2 protein-coding genes are annotated in these 2,161 nt (G+C 54.7%); both read left to right on the forward strand.

Annotated elements, in window-relative coordinates; all coding sequences use genetic code 11:
- Positions 1–20: 20 nt before the first annotated feature.
- Positions 21–1,559: a CehA/McbA family metallohydrolase gene (locus ACEW8P_RS15615; protein WP_373514012.1), complete on the forward strand. Its 1,539-nt coding sequence runs from the start codon at positions 21–23 to the stop codon at positions 1,557–1,559.
- Positions 1,560–1,613: 54 nt separating this feature from the next.
- Positions 1,614–2,161: alkaline phosphatase family protein (locus tag ACEW8P_RS15620; protein WP_373514011.1), on the forward strand; the 548-nt coding region annotated here is incomplete at its 3' end.

The following is a 2,161-nucleotide window of genomic DNA, read 5'->3' on the forward strand; positions in this document are numbered from 1 at the left end:
CGTCACTCCGATTGGCTGCGGTGGGCTTTGGCCAACCAACGGGAAATCTTCGTATCAGAACAATAGACGACGAAAACGACAAGCCCACACCCGTGCGCGTCCGGCTCACCCAGTCAGGAAAGCCGATACCCGCCCTTCCAGGCGAAGCCGTTGCCGTATCCTACGGCTTGTGGGATCATGCCGATGGCTACGCCTTTCAGCCGGATAGTTCTTTTTACATAGATGGAGCTTTTAGTCTTGATTTAGCGCCTGGAAACTACCAACTGACTTTGTCGAAGGGCCCGGAATTTCTCCGCCAGAGCCATGAGCTAACCATTGAACCAGGTGTAAGCCTGCAAAAAACCTTTCGACTGAAACGCTGGATCGATATGGCGGCGCGGCACTGGTACTCGGCGGACGACCACATTCACATTAGGCGTTCGCCCAGTGAAAATGAATTTTTGCTCAACTGGATTCGGGCCGAGGATTTGAACGTAGGGGTCATGTTAAAAATGGGCGATTTTTGGGCCACCTACTACCCGCAGTACGCTTTTGGCGAGCAAGGCGTTTACCAGCGCGGCAACCATTTGCTGACGTCGGGCCAGGAAGACCCGCGAACGCCCGAGTTGGGACACGCGCTGGGTTTTGGGGCTGATGCGTCCGTTCGTTTTGCTCAGAGTTATTATTACTACGACAAAGTGTTCGACGAGATTCGGCGACGGGGCGGCCTTGCGGGCTACGCGCATCAGGCCGAGTCTTTTCACGGCTATCGGGGCCTGACGCTCGATGGCCTGCGCGGCAAAGTCGATGTGTTGGAAATTCTGCAATATTGCGTCTCGGCCCGGCCGCTCCGCACCGAACAATATTACCGCATGCTCGATCTGGGCTTTCCGCTTACGGCCGTAGCCGGCTCAGACTTTCCGTGGTGTGGCCAGGATCACGAACATGGAACGCCGGAACGCACGGCCCGTATCGGCAACGCCCGGTTCTATACCTATCTCGATGAACCCTTCAGCGCCTCAGCCTGGCAAAAGGCAGTCGCGGCCGGGCGCACCTTTGTTTCGAGCGGACCGATGCTTGACCTGCGGGTAAACAAAGCCCGGCCTGGTGATCGGCTGGATGTAAAGCCCGGCGACTCGCTGACCGTCACTGTCCATGCCTATGGGCAAGCGGAGCAGGTACCACTCTATGCGCTTGAACTTATCGCCCACGGTCAGGTGCTGAACCGCGTCACCAGCAACGAACCAGGCCAATCTGCTGAGCATCTATCGCTCATTTACCCTTTCGAAGCTTTGCAGCGAGGGATGTGGATTGCCGCGCGTTGTTTTGGTGATTCTACTCAGGCCGCCCACACTACGCCGGTTTACGTTACGGTGAATGGCAGTGGCTTTCACAATCCAAAAACCACCGGGAAATACTTGTCGCAAAGCGAAGAATATCTCCGGGAACTGGAAAAGGAACTCGATACCCATCGTGACAATCCCGAATTCAGGGCCTGGTACTATAAACAGGGCCTGAAATCCAGAATCCAGGAAACCCGAGAGGTTATTGCCAATTTGAGAAAACGGTTAGCCCGCTAGAGGTGTGTTTTTTGAAAATTTATAGTTTTTGATAAAAATCTTGATACTTCAATCATGCAAAAAACCGTCGTTATCGACATTGTGGCGCTGAGTGCCAACCTCATCGGCGAGCATACGCGCTTCCTGAAAGGGTACCTTAAAGGCCGTACCCTCACCCCCATCAAACCCGCGTTGCCCGCCGTGACCACCACGGCGCAAAGTTGCTACATAACCGGAAAATGGCCCGCCGAAAACGGTATCGTGGGCAACGGCTGGTACGACCGCGACGATGCCGAGGTAAAATTCTGGAAGCAGTCCAATCATTTGGTGCAGGGTGAAAAAATATGGGATGCCGCTAAAAAACGCGATCCTTCGTTCACTTGCTCCAAGATGTTTTGGTGGTATAATATGTACTCGTCTGCCGATTACTCGGCCACGCCCCGCCCGCAGTACCACGCCGATGGCGTCAAATCGCCCGACTGCTACACGCATCCGCCTGAACTGCGCGACCGTTTGCAGACCGAGCTGGGACAATTTCCGCTCTTCAATTTTTGGGGCCCCAACGCCAATCTCAAATCCTCGAAATGGATTGCCGACGCCTCGATGCTGGTCGATCAATGGCA

The organism is Persicitalea sp., assembly GCF_041751555.1.
Classification (GTDB): Bacteria; Bacteroidota; Bacteroidia; order Cytophagales; family Spirosomataceae; genus Persicitalea.